This window comes from Sorangium sp. So ce406 (genome assembly GCF_051474675.1).
GTDB classification, from domain to species: Bacteria; Myxococcota_A; Polyangia; order Polyangiales; family Polyangiaceae; genus Sorangium; species Sorangium cellulosum_G.
This window is the reverse complement of the sequence record NZ_CP150340.1, coordinates 7540772-7557201: the sequence shown is the minus strand read 5'-3', so window position 1 is coordinate 7557201 and position 16430 is coordinate 7540772. Positions and strand designations below refer to the sequence as shown.

General features: G+C 70.4%; 14 protein-coding genes. 4 read left to right on the top strand and 10 right to left on the bottom strand.

The features are described 5' to 3' along the window. Nucleotides 1-212: 212 nt before the first annotated feature. From WME96_RS27940 to WME96_RS27910, 7 genes are all read right to left on the bottom strand, one after another. Nucleotides 213-1421, bottom strand: a complete 1209-nt coding sequence (locus WME96_RS27940; RefSeq protein WP_437284634.1) for an endo-1,4-beta-xylanase — start codon at nucleotides 1419-1421, stop codon at nucleotides 213-215. A gap of 205 nt (nucleotides 1422-1626) precedes the next feature. Next, nucleotides 1627-1827 (bottom strand): DUF6289 family protein, encoded by a 201-nt coding sequence (locus tag WME96_RS27935; RefSeq protein ID WP_433927043.1) that lies wholly within the window; start codon nucleotides 1825-1827, stop codon nucleotides 1627-1629. Between the two features lie 504 nt (nucleotides 1828-2331). Continuing rightward, a complete protein-coding gene (locus WME96_RS27930) occupies nucleotides 2332-3582 on the bottom strand; it encodes an ATP-grasp domain-containing protein (RefSeq protein ID WP_437284633.1) in 1251 nt (416 codons plus the stop codon). Continuing rightward, nucleotides 3579-4523 (bottom strand): hypothetical protein, encoded by a 945-nt coding sequence (locus WME96_RS27925; RefSeq protein ID WP_437284632.1) that lies wholly within the window; start codon nucleotides 4521-4523, stop codon nucleotides 3579-3581. The genes WME96_RS27930 and WME96_RS27925 overlap by 4 nt, the downstream gene beginning before the upstream one ends. Then, nucleotides 4520-5470 carry a cysteine synthase family protein gene (locus tag WME96_RS27920; RefSeq protein WP_437284631.1) on the bottom strand — a complete coding sequence of 317 codons (951 nt, stop codon included), beginning with the start codon at nucleotides 5468-5470 and terminating at the stop codon, nucleotides 4520-4522. The genes WME96_RS27925 and WME96_RS27920 overlap by 4 nt, the downstream gene beginning before the upstream one ends. Before the next feature lie 17 nt (nucleotides 5471-5487). Beyond that, nucleotides 5488-6069, bottom strand: coding sequence for a phosphoribosyltransferase family protein (locus WME96_RS27915; protein WP_437284630.1), 582 nt, complete (start codon nucleotides 6067-6069; stop codon nucleotides 5488-5490). Nucleotides 6070-6405: 336 nt separating this feature from the next. After that, a complete protein-coding gene (locus WME96_RS27910) occupies nucleotides 6406-6747 on the bottom strand; it encodes a hypothetical protein (RefSeq protein WP_437284629.1) in 342 nt (113 codons plus the stop codon). A gap of 521 nt (nucleotides 6748-7268) precedes the next feature. On the opposite strand from WME96_RS27910, the gene WME96_RS27905 reads away from it, so the two are divergent. The 4 genes from WME96_RS27905 to WME96_RS27890 all read left to right on the top strand — a co-directional run bounded on the left by WME96_RS27905 (nucleotide 7269) and on the right by WME96_RS27890 (nucleotide 12129). Next, nucleotides 7269-8255: a tetratricopeptide repeat protein gene (locus WME96_RS27905; protein ID WP_437284628.1), complete on the top strand. Its 987-nt coding sequence runs from the start codon at nucleotides 7269-7271 to the stop codon at nucleotides 8253-8255. Between the two features lie 50 nt (nucleotides 8256-8305). Then, nucleotides 8306-9898, top strand: a complete 1593-nt coding sequence (locus WME96_RS27900) for a hypothetical protein (RefSeq protein WP_437284627.1) — start codon at nucleotides 8306-8308, stop codon at nucleotides 9896-9898. 38 nt (nucleotides 9899-9936) lie between these two features. Next, the gene (locus WME96_RS27895; RefSeq protein WP_437284626.1) at nucleotides 9937-11481 is read left to right on the top strand and encodes a hypothetical protein; all 1545 of its coding nucleotides are present in this window, start codon (nucleotides 9937-9939) and stop codon (nucleotides 11479-11481) included. Nucleotides 11482-11763: 282 nt separating this feature from the next. After that, nucleotides 11764-12129 carry a SpvB/TcaC N-terminal domain-containing protein gene (locus tag WME96_RS27890; protein ID WP_437284625.1) on the top strand — a complete coding sequence of 122 codons (366 nt, stop codon included), beginning with the start codon at nucleotides 11764-11766 and terminating at the stop codon, nucleotides 12127-12129. A 198-nt stretch (nucleotides 12130-12327) separates the two neighbouring features. On the opposite strand, the gene WME96_RS27885 is transcribed toward WME96_RS27890, so the two are convergent. The 3 genes from WME96_RS27885 to WME96_RS27875 all read right to left on the bottom strand — a co-directional run bounded on the left by WME96_RS27885 (nucleotide 12328) and on the right by WME96_RS27875 (nucleotide 16409). After that, nucleotides 12328-13029 carry a DUF4336 domain-containing protein gene (locus WME96_RS27885; RefSeq protein ID WP_437284624.1) on the bottom strand — a complete coding sequence of 234 codons (702 nt, stop codon included), beginning with the start codon at nucleotides 13027-13029 and terminating at the stop codon, nucleotides 12328-12330. Nucleotides 13030-13370: 341 nt separating this feature from the next. Next, nucleotides 13371-16121, bottom strand: coding sequence for a lanthionine synthetase LanC family protein (locus tag WME96_RS27880; protein WP_437284623.1), 2751 nt, complete (start codon nucleotides 16119-16121; stop codon nucleotides 13371-13373). A gap of 114 nt (nucleotides 16122-16235) precedes the next feature. Further along, nucleotides 16236-16409: a hypothetical protein gene (locus WME96_RS27875; RefSeq protein ID WP_437284622.1), complete on the bottom strand. Its 174-nt coding sequence runs from the start codon at nucleotides 16407-16409 to the stop codon at nucleotides 16236-16238. Nucleotides 16410-16430: the final 21 nt, after the last annotated feature.

The following is a 16430-nucleotide window of genomic DNA, read 5'->3' as shown; positions in this document are numbered from 1 at the left end:
GAACCACTGCGCTGCGCCACGGGCAAACGAGGCGGCTCTCGCGCCGGCTTGCCCGCGACACGACGCCAGGGAAGGGCCTGATGCGCGCGCTCGGCCGGAGTTCGGGCCCTCATGACCGTCGTGGACGGCTGGCCCGGTGGGTGGCCATATCGCGAAGCGCGAAGGCTGGGCGCCGCCGCCTGGAGGCGCCCGCGCTCACCGCGCGCGAGGGATCACTCCCCGCGACCGAGGAAGTCCATCAGCCAGGTCATGGCCGGCCGCGGGGTGCCGTCCGGGTGCAGGAGGCCCGTGTTGTCTCGCCATGTGGCGCCGACGACGTAACCCCACAGGGTGATGCCTTTGACAGCGCTGTGGTTGTAGAACATCGTGAACTGCTCCTCCATCACCTGGCGCTGCCGGTCGTCGTCCGCGAGGCTGATGTCATACTCGGTGATGTACACGGGAAGGCCCGTCGCGGCGAGCCCGTCGAGGTAGCCCTTCACGACGTCGGTCTCGATCCTGTACGCGTCGTGGGCCTGCGCGCCGATGGCGTCGACCGGGGCGCCCGCGTCGAGCAGCGTCTTCACCAGCTCGACGAAGTGTCTGTGGTCGGTCTCGTACTCGATGATGTTGTAGTCGTTGAGGATCAAGGTCGAGGCCGGGCAGAACTCGCGAACCCACTTGAAGGAGTTGACGATCCAGTCGTGGCCGCTCGCGCCATCGCCCCCGATAGCGTTCTTGAAGCTAGGTGTCGTGTGGGGCGGCGGCTCGTTCACGACGACGATGTACTCCGTGTCGGGGTACCGCTCGCAGAACGCCTGCATCCAGTCCCGCACGGCCTGCCGCATCTCGTCCGCGGTGAGACGCCCGAACCATTCCGGCGTCGGCGTACCCCACACCATGGGGTACTGCATGAAGGGAATCCCGTGAGCCCGCGCGTATTCGTAGACGGCGTCGAGCCTGCTCCAGTCTCGAACACCGCGGGTCGTCTCGATGGTGGTCCACCTGCCCACGACCTCGGGCGTGATCTGGTCCCAGTACTGGATGAAGTCGTCGCGCACGACGTTGTTCGTCGTGATGTTGCCGACGAACTTGCGGGGGCTCGCGCCGCCCGAGCCGCCGGATCCGCCGGCCCCGGAGCCGCCGTCGCCGGAGCCTCCGGAGCCGCCGTCGCCGGAGCCGCCGTCGCCGGAGCCGCCGGTGCCAGCGCCGCCGGTGCCAGCGCCGCCCATGCCAGCGCCGCCGGTGCCAGCGCCGCCGGTCCCCGTCGCGCCGGCGCTGCCGCCATGGCCGCCCCCTCCCGTCGAGCCGGCTGCGCTCGATGAGCCGCCCGGACCAGCGCCAGCCGTGTACGTCCTGCCAGAACAGCCGGAGAGGGCCGAGATCGCGACCGCCGTCCAGGTGGCGGCGCGCAACCATCGAGAACAACGATTCTTTTTCATGTCATGCGCTCGTGGGCTGAAGGACCGTGATCGGCAGCTCCAGAGGAAAAATCGACGGGCAGCAGCACGAGCGGGAGAGCACGCGCCCAGGAGATCGCCCCCTGGTATTCTCACTGGCCGTCGGATCGACTGTACACGGTCACGAGAGCCGGCGGAAGGTGAGGTGCGACGGCGCGTGTCGCCGTCCATCGCCGGCGCGCGGCGGTCAGGGAGGAGGCGGGGTGCAGGTGAAGCAGCCGCCACACTCGTAGTGCGACGTCTTGCTGCCCCACGCGATCCGGTTGTTGCAGCAGTCACGGCCGTACTGGCCGACGACCGTCGTGTAGCTCTCGTCGCTGTAATAGGTGCAGTTTGCCCCGGGCGCCGCCTCGCTCGAGGGGGCGAGCAGGGCAGTGGTTCCGAGCATCGCTGCGCCTGCCGTCAGGGCAGCGAAGAAGAGCCGCAAGCGGGTAGCAGTTCCGAGCCGACGCATGGACGTTCCTTTCGCGATGGAGGCCTGTTCCAGCCCCCTGGTTGATGCGAGATACATTGCACCGAGCGCTCGACCCGGGCAAGCGCTCCGGCCGGATCGCCCTGTGCGCGCCATCTGCAGATCCATTCATTCGGCTCGGTCCGGTCGGCTCGGCGCCCTTCACGATACTTCACCCAACATTGCACTTCTTCATCATCGCGCGCCGAGCAGCGCCCCGCGCGTCAGCGCGACCAGCACGTAGGCGCCCTCGACCGCCGGGCAGAAATCCCGCCAGGGATCTGCTTCGCGAGAAGAGAGACTCAACGCAAAGGCGCCAAGGCGCCAAGGCGCAAAGACGCAAAAAGTCATGAAATAATTGATTTTTTTTGCGTCTTTGCGCCTTGGCGCCTTTGCGTTAAAATCTCTGCTGATCCCTGGCCGGACTCCTGGCGGGCGGAACTAGTCGAGCTCGTAAAGGCCGCTCAGCTCGAGCGCGCGTATCGCCTCGTAATCCCTGCGGAGGACCTCGGGGTCCTCGTGGATGAGGTAAACGTGGCCTGACGAGGTGAACGCGTCGACGGTCTTCCTCAGGCGCGCGCCGGGGCGAGCATAGAGGCACATGTCGAAGAACGACGGCAGCCTCCGGATCTCGTCCAGGCGATCCACGGACCGCAGGACGCCGTCGCGAGGGACGATGAGCGACACATACCGCAGCCGCTTCGTCATCCGGTAAGGGACGCCGACCCTCCGGAGCAGCTCCGCGGGGCGCACGTAGGACTCGACCGCGAGCTCGACCTGGCTGCGCTGCATGCACGCCGAGACCGCGGCGGGGATGATCGAGCCGGCCAGCCGGGCGCCCGTCTCCAGCAGGATGGGGCCGCGCGCGGTCATCATGATCTCGCTGTGGGCGGGGCCGACCCGGACCCCGAGCGCGTCGAGGACGCGGACGACATAGCCCCGCAGCGCGGCCTGGGGGTCGCCCTCGAACGGCAGCGGCTCCTCCCAGTCGTAGATGCTGCCGGCCCCGGGCACCGTGCGCTTGTGGTACTGCCATATCTCCGCGACATGGTGCCTGCCGTCGGCGCTGACCGTGTTGACGAAGTACTCGGTCCCTTCCAGGAACTCCTGGGCCAGGACCTCGCGGTTCTGCCGGCCCGTGACGCTCCTGCTCGAGGTGATCCGCTGGAACGCCGCGGCCACCTCCGCTTGCCCCCGGCAGAACATCACGTTGTCCGACCCCGAGCTGTCGACCGGCTTGAGCACGACCGGCCAGCGCTCCAGCGCGGACGCCCATGCCACGACGTCGTCCTGGCGAGCGGACTTGAGCTGCCTCGCCACAGGGACGCCCGCGCGCCGGAGCGCCTCGCCCATCTCGAACTTGTCGCGCCGCGCCCGGCTCAGCTCGGGGGCGTTGCACGGGAGCCGCATCCGCGCGGCGAGCGCGTCGCCGAGCTCGACCCCGAGCTCGCACCCGATCAGGAGCAGCTCGACCCCGCGCGCGGACAGCGCCCGGGCCGTCGCGTCGACGTCGCCGTCGTGTGCCACGCTCGCGACGAAGTCGTCCGGGTGAAACGACGCGGCGCCGATCTCGGGGATCACCTGCGTGCTCTGCACATGGATGCACGAGAAGCCGTGCTTCCGCAGCTCGGCGGCGAGGTACTGGCCGGTCGAGTACGCGTCGACGACGGCCGCTGTTCTGGTGGCGTTCATTGCGGGCTCCTCTCCATCTTGTAACGGGCCACCACGCTGGTGGAGACCAGGAGGGTGATGAGGACGATCAGCGCGAGCGAGGTGACCGAGAAGGCGATCCTGTCGTCGAACATCTGGAGCAGGAACGTCAGGATCGGCGCGGCCGTCACGATCAGGGCGACCGAGACAGGCTCGAGCCGCTGGATGCCGACCTGCAGCAGGTACAGCGGGAAGACGATGCCGATGATGGACAGCGAGAGCGCCGGGATCATGACGTCGAGCCGGACGAGCGCCCCCCCGATCGCGGTCCTGCTCAGCGCGAAGGTGACGCCGATGAGCAGGAGAAAGCGGACGGACATGATGGCCGACGCGCTGAGCCCCCGCTCGGCCAGCCTCTTCGAGTAGATGAGGCTCCCCGCGGCGAAGACGCCCGACGCGACGCCGCTGACGAGCCCGAGCAGCGTCCGAGAGCCCGAGACGGGGGCACGGGCGATGGACGACCACGACAGGAGCAGCACCGTGACGAAGATGCCTGCCGCGCAGCACCACTCGATCTGCAGCACGCGAGACTGCCGCCTGAGATAGCGCCCCAGGAGGATGGTGCAGATCGGCCCGATGGCCACGGAGATCCCGTTGACGAGCGCCGGCTCCACGTATTTGAGCGCGTAGAAGAGCCCGACCCAGGTCACCGCTGTCGTGAGGTTGAGCGCCAGCACGTCGGACGGCCGCTCGAGGGCGATCGCGACGAACCTGCTCCTCCGGAGCAGCTCCCTCGCCGTGAAGACCGCCCACGCGCTGGTGAAGCAGAGGAACATCAGCAGCATCGGGTCGATCCGCTGGAGGACGTTCCCCGCGTAGACGTCCAGCGCCGCGGAGAAGAGGCTGAACGCGCCGACCGCGACGACGCCCGCGGTGTCGACGCGGGGAGACGGGCGCCCGAGGGACGCCGAGGCGGTCGTCACCGCGGGCCCCCCACGCAGCCGTAGTTCCCGTCCCAGACGCTGAAATACTTCCACGCCGAGTCGAAGAGCACGGTCACGATGTTCTTCCCCGGCCCGAGCCGCCGCGCGTGCCGCAGGGCGATCGCGACGTTGCCGCCGGCCGTCGGCCCGACGAAGAGCCCCTCCTGGTCGATGAGGGACTTCATCATCGTCCAGCCCTCCTCGCCTGACACGACCTCGACGTCGTCGACCAGGTCCTCACGGAGGACGCTCGTCAGCTTCCCGGGGCCGAGCCCCATGAGGTTGTGAGAGCGCTGCTTGAACGGCGCGCCATTGCGCCTGGCGTGGAGCGGCGCCGACCTGTCCACCTCGATGGCGACGGTCCTCATCGCGGGGAAGCTCGCCTTGAGCTCCTCGGCGATGCCCGAGAAGGTCCCGCCGGTGCCGATGGCGCAGATGAACAGGTCGACCACCCTGTCCAGGGCGCGGAACGCGCTGACGATCTCGGCGCCGCACCGGCGCCAGGCGCGCCGGTTCAGCGGGCTGGTCGACTGATCGATGAAGTAGCTGCCAGGGTGCTTGCGGACGTACTCCCGCGCCTGCTCCTCGGCGTGGGTGAGGAACGACTCGCCGTGCGTCTCGATGATCTCGGCGCCGAACGAGCGCATCTGCGTCTTGCGCTCGATCGTCATCCCGGCCGGCATGAAGACGACCACCTTGTAGCCCCTCTCCCTGCCGGCATATGCAAGCGCTGCGCCCCCATTGCCCGTCGAGCACTCGACCAGGGTCATCCCCGGCTCGATCAGCCCCTGTCGCTCGAGCTCGTGAATGATGTACGCGAAGATGCGATCCTTGTGGCTCCCGGTGGGGTTCTTGAACTCGCATTTCGCGAAGACGGCGGCGTCGCCTGGGTCGCAGACCCGCCGCAGCGGGTAGAGCTCCGTCGGCGGCAAATGGCTCTCGCACATCGATCGACGCGCCTCCATCAGGCAGCCTGACGCGAGCTCGAGACGACCCTGGTCCGGCGCAGCGAGGGATCGATCGTCACCTGGATCAGCGATTTCACCTCGAGGCCGAAGCGGGACCGGATGAGCTCGGAGCCGCGGTTGTCCACCTTCTCGACCGCGACGAGCACCTCGACCACGAGGGCTCCGGCCGACTGGACCGCGTCGATGAGCGCGGCGAGCGTCCCGCCGGTGCTGATCGTGTCGTCGACGATGACGACGCGATCGCCGGGCGATATCCCGTTCACGTACAGCTTCCCGGCGAAGTACTCCGACGCGATCGGGACGGTGAGGGAGTGGGTGAGATCGTAGCTGTACCAGCGGGCGACCGCGAGCGGCAGCCGCTTCATGACCGCGACGACGGCGCCGAGGATGGCGCCCTTGTCCTCTTCGACGAGCAGCTTGTCGGCGCTGAACGCGCCGAGGCCGCACAGCCTGTCCCGCACCTCGAGCAGGACCTCGGGCCTCAAGGCGGGCTGCTGATCGGTGAACTCGTTGATGGTCGTGAAATGCTTGCCGCTCTGCACGGCGGGGGCGTTCTCGTAGACTTGTTCCAGGAGCATCGGTCGAAAGACCCTTGGTTCATGGTTGCTGTCTCGCGCGCGCTCGGCGCCAGCAGCTCGGGTGTCCCGCTGTCGCGATCGTCCAGGCGGGGACCGTCGCTCCCTCGGCAGGGCGGCGCAGAGCGCCGCGGCGCCGGGGTCGGCCGTGCGTGCGCAGCCGGGGCGCGCGCTCTGCGTGCAGCGGAGCGCCCGGCGTGCGCTGGATGGCAGAGCAACCCACGTGCCGGGCCGCGGAGAGGGGCGGCGCGGCGCTGAAGGCGCGGCGGTGTCAGGTCGCGGGAGGGCGTGGAGGCACGCGGGGTTGCGCGATCGAGCAACGACCTGACAGCCGATGGCTCAGCGAAGCTGCCTGAGCAGCGCTTCACGCTCCCTGGCGAGGCGCCCTCGCGGGTACTGCCGCGCGTGGGTCTCGAGCAGCCGGCGCGCCTCGACGTAGCCGAAGGCGGTATGGGTCTCGATGGCCACACGGGCCCGCAGGATCAGGCCCCTCTCGTGTACGCTGGCGGCCGCTCGATCGGCGCTGTCCGGTGTCACGACCCGAGGAATCGTCTCCGCCGCCCGAGCGGGCGCGCTGCCCGCTTCATCCTCGGCGCGCGCGTCCTCGGCGCGCGCGCTTTCTTGTGCCGCTGGCGACGAGTCCTCTTGCCCGGCGTCGGCGGCTCCTGCGGCGCCCTCCACGCCGACCGCGGCCGGCTGCGGGCACGGTCCCGGGCCGGGCGAGAGCGGCGCCCGGCAGCAGAGGGCGCCGGTCACCACCAGGAGCGCACCCTGGACGAGGATCCTCAGGCCCAGAGGCCTGGGAAGGCGCCGGAAGAGCTCGAAGCTGCCGGAGGTACGTGCTGGCTTTCCCACGCTGGTAGCACGTCTGAGCAGGCCCCTTGGGGTCATCAAAATGCACGAGCGAGGACAGTTTGGTAGGATGATGTGGCAGAATGTGCGTCTGACATGTCGGCGCGAGCCGGTCGGGCCGGACGAAACAACCCATTGCGTCATCGGGCTACATTTTCTCGTCTCAGAGTTCGCTCGACAGTCATTGGCGAGGATTGACGCCACGAGGTGGGCGTAAGTACCGTCCGTGAATGCGCGGCGTCGCACAACCGCTGTTGATTTGCTTGATGCTTGGAGCCACTACCGGCTTTGCGAGCTCGGCAGGCGCTCAGGCCAGTCAGGCGATGTCACGGCGGAGCGAGGGGTCGCCGGTGAAGGATCTCGTCCGCCGCGGTCAGAAAGCTCGCGCTGCGGGGCGGTGGACCGAGGCCTACGAAGCCTACAAGGCAGCCTTCGAGGCGACCGACGCTGCGTCCAGCCCGGTGGCAGAGCGCGCGGAGCTCGCTGGCGAGATCGGCCTGTGCGAGCTCGCGCTTCGCAGGTACCGTGACGCGGCAGAGCACCTGACCCAGAGCCTCGAGCGCCGCGAACTGCTGCCGATCCAGCTCCAGCGGCGCGTCGAGGTAGGACAGGTCAAGGCGGCGTTTTATGTCGGGACGCTCCTGCTGTCCGTCGATCCGCCGGACGCCGAGGTGCTCATCGACGGCAAGCCCGTCGCCCAGGCCGCGCGGAGCTACAAGGTGTTCCTGGAGCCTGGACGGCACCTGGTGCGGGCCCGGGCGCTGGGCCGCGAGGAGGCCCTCCATTCGATCAGCGCCGTGGCGGGCGTGGAGCACGAGATATCGATGCAGCTCCCGCGCGCGGCCGTGAGCGGCGTCAAGGAGGCGCCGGCGACGCCGAGGCAAACACCGACGGGGGCTGCCGCCGCCAGGCCAGCGCGGGCCGCCAGCCCGTGGGATTCCTGGCCAGGAGCGCTGCGGATCACGGGGATCGCCGTCACGACGGCCGGGATCTCCGCGGGCACGCTCCTGATGATCCGGGCTGGCAAGATCGACGATGACCTGAGCGCCCGGCGTGACCGGCTCCTGAGCGAGCCGGCCGCGAGCCCGTCGATGTGCTGGCAAGCGCCCCGGAATTCACCGTGTGGCGAGCTGCGGCGCCTGCGCGATGCGCGCAACCTGTCCGGCCGCGCGGGCGTGGCCACGGTCATCGCGGGCGGCGTGATCGGCGCGGTGACCGCCGCATCCTTCTTCGTGGATCTGTCGTTTCCGGGGGGCACGCCGGCCCGGGAGCGGGTCCATGTCTCGCCGGTCGCGAGCGGGGGCGAGCTCGGCGCACGGATCGAGGGGCTGTGGTGAGCACACCGGGAGCCGCGGGGACGGGTTCGGTGGCAGGCCGCAGCGGTCTGATGTCAGCCGTCGCTCTCGCGGTCTGCGCGTGGGGAGCCGGCGCGCTGACAGGCTGCGCTTCCTACTCCGAGGATTGCTGGGACATCGTGGCGTGTTCGCCCGCACCGGAGCCGCCGCGCGACCCGTGCGAGGGAGAGCCCGGTACGGCGCCAGCGCTCGACACGTGCGGGGTGTTCGTCAGCGAGCAGGGCGACGACAGGGACCCGGGCACGCGGGACGCGCCGGTGAGGACGTTGCGACACGCGATCGGGCTCGCCGCGGGCGGACGGGGTGACGGCGAGGCGCCGACCCGGCGCGTGTACGCTTGCGGAGGGGCGTTCGAGGAGGAGATCGCGCTGCCCTCGGGGGTCGACCTCTGGGGCGGGCGTCTGTGCGACGGCGGTGATGGGTCGTCGTACGGGGGGTCGTTCGGCGGGCCGGATCGATTGACCACCATCGCGCCGCCGGCGGGGATCCCGCTGCGGGTGATCCAGGGAGAGGGAACGTCGACGATCTTCGGCGTACGCGTCGTGGCCGTGGATGCGTCCGCGGCCGATGGCAAGTCGTCGATCGCGATGATCTTGAGCCCGGGGGCCAAGGCGAAGGTGGTATCGAGCGAGATCGCCCCGGGCCATGGCAAGGACGGGGAGCCGGGAGAGGACGCGCCGAGCGACCGCGCAAACGATGGTGTGGTCGGGAACGACGGCGCGGATGCCTGCACCGCGGATGTGGTGAGGGGAGCGCTCCCGGTCGTGACCCTGTGCGATGAGGGCATCGAGTCCACGAGCGGCCACGGTGGGGATGGCGGCATCGATTCCGGCGGAGATGGCGCCGCCGGACAGCCGGAGCCTGCGCTGAATCCGGAGGGCAAGGGGATCGGAGGGACCGGGGCCGGCAGCGCGATGTGCACGGAGGGGGAAGGCGGCGCGAAGGGGGCTGACGGCGGCAGGGCTGCCGGCGCGGCGGGCGCAGGTTCCCTTGGCATCGACGGATGGTCCGGCGTGCGGGGTGAGGACGGGAAGAGGGGAGGCGTCGGGCAGGGAGGAGGCGGCGGCGGGGGCAGCAAGTCGCCTGAACCCATGACCGCGTGCCCGACAGGTCGCCCCCAGGGCGGCGCGGCCGGCGGCTCCGGAGGGAGCGGCGGCTGCGGCGGCCGGGGAGGCAAGGGCGGCGGCCATGGCGGCGCGAGCATCGGAATCATCGCCTTGCAGGGGAGCGTCCTGACGGTCGAGGCCAGCCGGGTCGCTGCCGGCAACGGTGGCCACGGCGGTGTCGGGGGAACGGGTCAACCGGGGGGTTGGGGGGCTGCGCTCGGTCGAGGCGGGAAGGTTCGGTTTGCCCGCAACGAGTGGCGCGGGTGCGACGGTGGGTCTGGCGGCGATGGCGGCCGCGGGGGCGACGCCGGCGGCGGCCTCGGTGGCCCCTCGTTCGCCATTGCGTCGGTGGCCGCCACCGTGACCATTGCCCTGGACGCCTTCGTCACCCCGGGAAAGGCCGGTGGGGGTGGTCTCGCAGGCAACGCAGCCCCGGGTGACGAGGAGGGACAGGGGGAACCGGGACGCGCGAGCTTCTGGTACCGGTTCGATGCGCCGGACCCGGAGACGCCGCAATGAACGACGCTCTGCCAGGCGGCAGCCGTCAGGAGACACGGATGAGGAGAACCACCGCCGCTGCCCTGTTTCTCATGTCGTCGCCATGGACGATCGGCTGCGGGACTGCACCCGAGCTGGAGGGGCCTGGCGAAGCACTTTGCGGCGACGGCTCGTGTCAGAACGAGCCACCACCGGAGTCCGTCTGCCTCGAGCACCTGGCCGCCGATATCCTCGATGATGGCTGCGGCGTGTTCGTGGCCGGGCTCGCCGGCGGCGGCGACGACAAGAACCCCGGCACGAAGGCGAAGCCGGTCTTCTCCGTGCAGCGAGCCGTCGATATCGCGCGCGAAGGACGAGGGCGCGTGTTCGTCTGCAGCGATGGTTTCGAGGGCAACGTGAGGCTGCCCGCCGGCGTCGATCTTCACGGAGGCTGGAACTGCTGGCGCTGGGGGCGCGACCCCTACAACGAGGTGTCCACGCTCCAGGTGATAACGAACTCCGACCCTGTTGTGATCGTCGAGCCGGCGGGCTCGGGCGACACGGGGGCCGCCGACGGGGTATCGACGATCGTGGACATGCGCATGCGGTCGAACGGCCCGATCTCGGTGCTCGTCCGGTCCAGCACGGTGGTGGAGATCCTCAGGAGCGAGGTCATGACGTCTTACGGGTGGGGAGGCGGCCACGGGGAGGAGTGGCCCTGGCCGTACCGAGCAGCGGACGGCCCCGATGGTCACTTCGGTGGTGACGGGTGCTCTGCCGCGACCGTCGCCGGGGGGGCGGCGGTGATGAACCTTTGCGGCGACGGAGCCTCGAGCACCGGCGGCAAGGGCGGTGACGGGCTCCCGGACAGCGGTGATGACGGCGGCGCCGGCGCGCCCGCTCCGATGCCGAACCCCACGAGCTCGGGGCGCGGTGGCCACGGGGACCGCGAGGGCAGCGGATGTCAGGGCGGATCCGAGGGAATATCCGGCGCTTTCGGGACGGTCGGCGCGGCCGGCGAGGGTATCGGGCGCATCACCGAGATGGGATGGGAAGGCGACAGGGCCGCCGATGGCAGCAGGGGCATGCCGGGCCAAGGCGGCGGCGGGGGCGGCGGCCTGCGAGGCGGGCTCGCCGCGTGCGGCGTGGCCACGCTGGGCGGCGCCAGCGGCGGCTCCGGAGGCGCGGGCGGCTGCGGCGGCAGGGGCGGCCGAGGGGGCGGCAACGGGCGCCCGAGCATCGGGATCGTCGCGCTCCACGCCAGGCTGACGGTGCGCGACACGGTGATCATGACGCTCGACGGGGGGCAGGGCGGCGATGGCGGACCGCCGGAACGAGGCGGCAAACCCGGCCGGGGTGGGCCGGGGGCCGCCCTGAGCGACGGCAGGTGGGCCTGCGCCGGCGGCAAGGGCGGCTACGGCGGCACGGGCGGCTACGGCGGCCCCGGGCGCGGGGGCGACTCGATCGGCATCGCCTATCTCGATGAGGACCAGCTCACGCTCGAGGGCGTCGGCTACGAGCTCGCTCCGCCGGGCAAGGGCGGCATGAGCTGGAACCATGACGGCAGCACCGTGTCGGCGGAGGACGGCGTCGCCGTCGAGACGCTCCGGTTCCCGGAGCCGTGAGGGAGGGGCGTCCGTCGGCTGCCAGATTGGCCGCGAGCGGCTGCTCGAGCAGCGACGTGATGCGCTACAGTATTGCCTGAATTATTTGATGCGACGGTAGCGTGAAGCCTCCGGGTTGAATTTCAATTCTCCGGGGAGGCTCTCGACAGCCTCCGGGTTGAATTTCAATTCTCCGGGGAGGCTCTCGACAGCCTCCGGGTTGAATTTCAATTCTCCGGGGAGGCTCTCGGCAGCCTCCGGGTTGAATTTCAATTCTCCGGGGAGGCTCTCGGACCGGGCTGCGTGGCCGTTGCCTGCCGGACCCAGGGCGCACACCACCCTGCGACGCCCCGCCCCGCGCCGGAAGTCGAGACCGTCGCCGCCGGCACCCTTCCGGGGACGTTCTCCATTTCGAGCACCGGGGAGGCCGTGTACATCATGGAGCTGGCCTCCCTGCCCTCCCGCGCGGGCATGGGACCTCGGCTCCAGCTCGTCTATCGCAGCGATGGCGGCGACGGCGTGCTCGGCGCCGGCTTCTCCATCGCAGGGCTCTCGGCGATCACGCGATGTCCGAGCAGGATCCGAGCGGGTTCCAGGCAGAGCCGGAGGAGCCTGGCCTGCCGTCAACACCAGGGTATGAGGATGTCTCGAAGGATCCATCGTCGCTGAATGAGTAGCACCTCGTTGCCCAAGTTCGTCCCTGGAGGGGCGGCGCGCCAGCCGCTACGTCGACGCCGGCATACCTACGGCACGAGCACCACGCGCCCTCGCACCGCGCATGGCCTCGAGCGCCGTCACGCCGTCGAGCCCGACGGCAGCGAACGGGTCCTTGCGGCGAGCCACTGCACGGAGGAGGCGCGCGTCGAGTTACACCTCCACGCCCTCCAGTCGCCAGGCTTGTGCGAGGCGGTCGAGGCAACCTTCTTCGATGACGTCGGCATGCCCCACGACGAGACGGTGGGCCGGTCGCTCCAGCATGGCGCGGAGGGAGCGCGCGGCCGCTGTCTTGTCCGGAATCTTGTTTCTGGCGTCGGGAGGTACGCGCACCCGCTCGTAGCAGCCGGTGATGCGCGCGGCACAACGGAACGTCCAGTGATCCTCGGCGCCAGCGCAAAGGACAATGTCTGCGCCGAGCAGGGTTTGCGTTGGCCGATGGTAGAGCACTGTCTCGTCCCAGAACGGCACGCCCAGAAGTGGCAAGGCCTCGAATTCGGGAACCTGCTCGCCGAACCGGGCGTCGTGGATATCCACGTGGAGCCTCAAATCCTTGTTCCGGTTCAGCGCCGACGCTGGTCCCACCACCCGCGCCTCGGGGAAACGGGCCGCCGCCGCGGGGGTCCCAAGATGATGCCAGCAGTTGGGTACCACCAGCCATCGCACCGGGCCCAGGGCGCGTAGCTGCTCTGCCATCGCGTCGGTGGGAGGGGCCGGCGTGTGCAGGAGTAAACTGCCGTCGTCGAGGCGTACGACCGTGGTGCGGGCGCGCAGCCGTACCCCGCTGAACCACACGGGGCGGTCCAGCGCCCAGATCCTGTCATCGACAACGGCGGTGAGAGCGCTGTCAGGCATGCGGGCGGCCACCTCCAGGCGGCAAAGGCCTTCAAACGGCCGGCTGGCACCGACGACGAGAGCTTATCGGTGCCAGGGGGCCAGGAAATCCAAACGGGATCCGGAAGTCAATCTCCTCGTGGTGGCATCCCACCGTACAGCCACGCTGCACGCGTCGGTTGACATGGAGAACCTTACGCGATCCGCACCCCTCCTGGAAAAGCGATGCTGCATCAGCAACTGCTGGATCTTCACGGTCGTCGCCCGCACGTGCCCAGTGAAGCACTGTAAGGGGGCAGGAAGGTCGACCGTTCGCCCGGGATGCGCCCGTCGCGCGCTCGCGCATTCGCGCATTCGCGCGTTCACGTGGGGCCCACCCCGTACAGCCTCGCCAGCAGCGTCGAGCGCCAGCCGTCGCGCGTGCCGGCGGCCCGCAGACCCTCCTGGATGCCGGCGAGCCCGGTCATGTAGCCCACGGGCGTCGCCCCGGGGAGGCTGCCAGCGCGCACCCTCGACGTGGCCTCGATGGCGCGCGCGATCCGCGCGCGCAGCGCCCCGGCCGCGCTGCTCCCGGTCATCTCGGCTGCGACGCTGAAGCAGAGGAGCTCGCCGGTCATCCCGTGGCACAGGCTCAGGTTGTCGCTGCGCAGGTCCGCGGGCCCCAGCGCGCGCGCGATCTCGTCGACGAGCCTCGTCAGGGTCGGGTGCTCCCGGCCGATGACGGCGATCGCGCTCAGGATCCCCGAGATGCCGTGGCACCACCCCGTCGGCAGCAGCGCCGCCCCGCTGCGGCTCGCGTGCTCCTCGATGAAGCGCCTGTCCTGGAGGATCTCCGCCGAGAGCGCCTCGGCGATACGCTGCATTCGCCCCGCCAGCGCCGACGAGCCGAGCGATCTCGCCAGGCGATAGCCAATCAGGAGATCGCCCGCGACCCCGTGGGCCAGCCCCACGAACCTCCGCCGGCGGAGCATCGCGTCGAGGTCGTCGCAGGACAGGACCTCGACGATCCGGTTCGCGACGCGCGAGGCCGACCGCGGGAGTGGGATCTGCATCTCCCTCAACGTGACCAGGCCAAGCCCCACGCCCAGCGCGCCGTCGATGACGTCGCCCATCTCGAGCCCCTCGGCCGCGCGGCACGAGAGATCGGCGAGCGCCGCGGCGAGCTCTTTGAGCGACGCGCACTCCTGCGCGGCGCACACCAGCGCGACCCCGGCCGGGCCAGTGAACAAGCCCCTCCCGGTGCCCATCAGGTAAGGGCCCTTCTCGCCCGCGGCGAGGGCGACGAGCGACACCCGAGCCAGCTTGCGCAGCCCGCCCCAGGCGCGATTCCGTCGCTCGACGGCGGCTCGCGTCCAGGCATGCATGACGCCGGAGCTGCCCTCGTAAAGGTCAGCGCCTGCGCCGTCCGCGAGCCAGGCGCCGTCCTGACACTCCCTCACGGCGTGCGCTCGCGCGACGCCCTCGCTCTCCTCCACGCCGTCGAGGATCCCCGAGATCCACGCCGCGGCCTCGCCCGCGGTGGGCGCGACAGGGCGCTCGTCGACGAGCGCCTCGGCGCTCGCCGGGAACATCGCGGCGACGCCGTCGCGCAGGAGGAGCACGCTCCTCGGGATCGCGGCCTCCCCGAGCCCCATCACGCCTTGATCGACGCGGGCCCGCGGCGGCGTGAGCGTCGCCACGGGGCGGCCGGACGCGTCCTCCAAGGTCGAGCCCTCGAACGGCTGGTAGAACGCGGGGAACAGGCCCAGACCGAGCGCGCGCACCTCGGACCTCAGGATCCCGAGCGGGAAATGGGGCGCGCTCTTCCGCAGCTTCGCATGCAGGTAGGCGCTCGAGACGGCGCCGCCGGACCACGCGTAATCGAGGAGCTGGCCATAGGAGCTCGTCGCGCGGAGGACGACCCGACACTTGCTCCCACGGAGGCCGGTCGCGATCTGATCCCGCAGCCGCGCTCGATCCGCCGAGAGCTGCCGAGCCGCCCGCTCGTAATGCGCCTCCAGCGCCCGCAGCCACGCCGGCGAGATCGGCACCGGCTCGGGCGCGGGCTGCGCCTCCTCGACCAGCTCGGGGCGATCGCCGTCGGCGCTTTTCCAGACCGTGCGGCGGAGCTCCAGCGCTGACAGCGCCGTGCCGCGGAGCATCCCGGCGAGCACGCGCCGCTGCTGCGCTCCGAACGGCAAGAGGAGGCTCTCGTCGATCGACGGGCTCCGCACCGCGCGGCACGCGAAGCGCTCGTCGAGCTGCGGCGAGCCGATCACCTCGCTGTCGATGGGGACGAGCTGCCCCGCCACCCGCAGCACATTGTCCTTGTGCAGATCGGCGATCCCGACGCGCTGGCTCAGCGCGAGCAGCGCGCCCAGGGCTCGCGGGTCCGGCGGCGCCCACCCCGCGTCTTCCCGGAGGAATCGGACGAAATGCCTGTCCGCGCTCACGTCGACGAACATGTCCTCTGCCCGGACCGGAAAGTCCGGCACGAGCTCGCTCATGCGCTCGAGGACCACGCGGTCGCAGGCCGAGGAGCGGTGCTTCAGGATCCAGCGCTCGTCCTCGCCGAAGCTCAGCTTGACGTGCTGCGCGTGCCACGAATGACCATCGTCGTCCAGGAGCTCGATCGCGGTCACCTGCGCGGGCGTCTTGCGCAACGCATGCAGGTCGTCCACGCAGGAATGGACGCTCGACCGCAGGCGCGAGACGCCCCCGATCAAGCTCGCGGCGGGCACCGGGTGGCCGGCGAGCAGCGGCGCGAGGAGCCGCTGGGCGAGCACGCGATCGAGGAAAGAGCGCCGCCTCGCGCGCTCGCATTCGCCGGCGAGCAGGCCGCGGTCGCGCGCGAGGTTCAATCGCTGGAGGAGGATCCTGTCGCATGTGAGCCGGAAGAGCCTGAGCAGGGCGGCTCGAGCGTTCGACAGCGACGCCGCCGTCTGGAGCGCGCGCGGGATCACGGCCCGCGCGCCGGCGGCGGCGTACACCTCGTAGAGCCCGTCGAACGGGCCGAGCGCGGAGGTGTCGGCGATCCCGGCGGAGCCTTCGAGGCTGCCGAAGAACGCCATCAGGAGATCCGGCAAGCCACCGCTCCTCTGGGCGGCGAGAAACTCGGTCGTCGTCGGTGTCATCGAGGGCCTCCGTTCGGTTCAGCCATGGGCCGCCCCACGGGCGGTGAGCGCACGGCAAAGAGCGCCGGGCGGCCGCGAGAGCAGTCCCGCCGGCCGCCCCGGTCGCGTCGAGGATCAGCCGGAGAGGCAGCAGGCGAAGTGCGTCAGCGCCGTGCAGACGCGCCCACACGTCCCGGTGAAGTACGAGTAGGCGTGGTTGCCGCCCTCCTCCTCCAGCTGAGGCTCGGGCGCGTTCGTCTTCACGCTGGTGATCATCACATCGAGCATCGCATTATCCATGGGGGCCATGTTCAATTCTCCTGTTTCGTG

Bases quoted from the DNA above. Each gene is read 5' to 3' on its own strand.
- WME96_RS27940 (WP_437284634.1), bottom strand. From the start codon at position 1,421: ATGAAAAAGAATCGTTGTTCTCGATGGTTGCGCGCCGCCACCTGGACG.
- WME96_RS27935 (WP_433927043.1), bottom strand. From the start codon at position 1,827: ATGCTCGGAACCACTGCCCTGCTCGCCCCCTCGAGCGAGGCGGCGCCC.
- WME96_RS27930 (WP_437284633.1), bottom strand. From the start codon at position 3,582: ATGAACGCCACCAGAACAGCGGCCGTCGTCGACGCGTACTCGACCGGC.
- WME96_RS27920 (WP_437284631.1), bottom strand. From the start codon at position 5,470: ATGTGCGAGAGCCATTTGCCGCCGACGGAGCTCTACCCGCTGCGGCGG.
- WME96_RS27915 (WP_437284630.1), bottom strand. From the start codon at position 6,069: ATGCTCCTGGAACAAGTCTACGAGAACGCCCCCGCCGTGCAGAGCGGC.
- WME96_RS27900 (WP_437284627.1), top strand. From the start codon at position 8,306: ATGTCAGCCGTCGCTCTCGCGGTCTGCGCGTGGGGAGCCGGCGCGCTG.
- WME96_RS27895 (WP_437284626.1), top strand. From the start codon at position 9,937: ATGAGGAGAACCACCGCCGCTGCCCTGTTTCTCATGTCGTCGCCATGG.
- WME96_RS27885 (WP_437284624.1), bottom strand. From the start codon at position 13,029: ATGCCTGACAGCGCTCTCACCGCCGTTGTCGATGACAGGATCTGGGCG.
- WME96_RS27880 (WP_437284623.1), bottom strand. From the start codon at position 16,121: ATGACACCGACGACGACCGAGTTTCTCGCCGCCCAGAGGAGCGGTGGC.
- WME96_RS27875 (WP_437284622.1), bottom strand. From the start codon at position 16,409: ATGGCCCCCATGGATAATGCGATGCTCGATGTGATGATCACCAGCGTG.